Below are 1,313 nucleotides of genomic sequence, written 5' to 3' on the forward strand. Positions count from 1 at the left end.
GTCGAGATGATCTAAGGTGAATCCCTCGCCTCCTGGTGCTGCACGCTTAACTTTTTGATGTGTTTTACCTGCAAAAGCGGCGTAAATTTCCCAACGTCCAGATGTTGGAGACCAGTTTAGTAGTTTGCTGACTTGTACAAGAGGAAAGAGATTCAATACCTCTCCGCTTTCGCCATAAGCCGTTAAGGCTTGCAGTTCTGCAAGGTCCTGTCCATCTTCTTTAACCGTAATCGGCTCATTTAGCTTTTCTCCTGCATTTAAGGTGAACTTACGGGTAATGAGTTTTGTAGCTGCATTTTCAGGCTTTATGTGGGGTCCTCCGAAAGGCCAGCCAGTACCGGTATTCATATCTACTTCCATTCCCAGTGAATTTGCTCTGGTAACTGTGAAATGAAGTGCTGATAGCCATTCAGGGGAAAGAAAATTGATATACTTGTTCTCATATCCCACTGCTCCGTAAATAGGCGTAATTTCTACACCTCCAAGTCCTGCCTGACTATACTGTTGCAAAACCAATTCAAGATCTTTATCGTTTACTGCATTCCCCATCCACCACCATCTTGTCCATGGTTTCATTTGATTTTCTATAATGGGCCAACCGGCAGGTTTTTCAATTCCAGAAGTTTGGGCGTCTGCAAGATTGAAATTCAGCGAATATAAAAAAGTAAAAAGAATAAATATTTTGGTTTGCATTTGATGGTAATTTGATTAAAAAACTTGTTAAAAAAAACATTTATTCCAAAACTCTTTATCTATGCCTCCAGTAATTACACTTCGTTAAAGTAAAAATTTTACACAAAATCATCAAAATAACTGGTTTCTTTTGTCACATATCCATAAGTTTGGTTAACCAAAGAATATACCTTAATGATGAGAACACAGATCAATGCAGTTACTATTGCAGCTCAAGACTTGCTTAAACTTAAAACATTTTACATAGATACTTTTGGCTGGGAAATCCAGTCTGAAAGCACGGATATTGTTATGTTTAGGCTCAAGCATGGTTTGTTGCTAAGCATTTACCAAGCGGAAGACCATGCTCGTTATTTAGGTAGTGAACCAGTTACAACGGAAATCCTACCTAAAGTTTACCTAACTATCTATACCGGATCTTTAAAAGAAACAGATGAGCTGTTTATGGAGCTGGAAAGTAAACAAGTTAATATTATTAAAAAACCAGCAAAAGTATTTTGGGGTGGGTATGCTGGAATAATAGCCGACCCGGAGCACAATTACTGGGAGATTTGCTTTAACCCATTCATTTAATAGTGGCGTCATTATTAACTTTAATGATATACTCAATATTTTATGGG

At 38.0% G+C, this 1,313-nt stretch carries 2 protein-coding genes; one reads left to right on the plus strand and one right to left on the minus strand.

Annotated elements, in window-relative coordinates; translation table 11 throughout:
- On the minus strand, positions 1-693 hold a 693-nt coding region (locus AC1DG9_RS27160), incomplete at its 3' end, for a glycosyl hydrolase (RefSeq protein WP_477635704.1).
- Between the two features lie 174 nt (positions 694-867).
- Between AC1DG9_RS27160 and AC1DG9_RS27165 the strand changes: the two genes are divergently transcribed.
- Positions 868-1,266 carry a VOC family protein gene (locus AC1DG9_RS27165; protein ID WP_216854477.1) on the plus strand — a complete coding sequence of 133 codons (399 nt, stop codon included), beginning with the start codon at positions 868-870 and terminating at the stop codon, positions 1,264-1,266.
- The last annotated feature ends 47 nt before the right edge of the window (positions 1,267-1,313 follow it).

The organism is Pedobacter sp. 05L430, assembly GCF_056397585.1.

Bases quoted from the DNA above. Each gene is read 5' to 3' on its own strand.
- AC1DG9_RS27165 (WP_216854477.1), top strand. From the start codon at position 868: ATGATGAGAACACAGATCAATGCAGTTACTATTGCAGCTCAAGACTTG.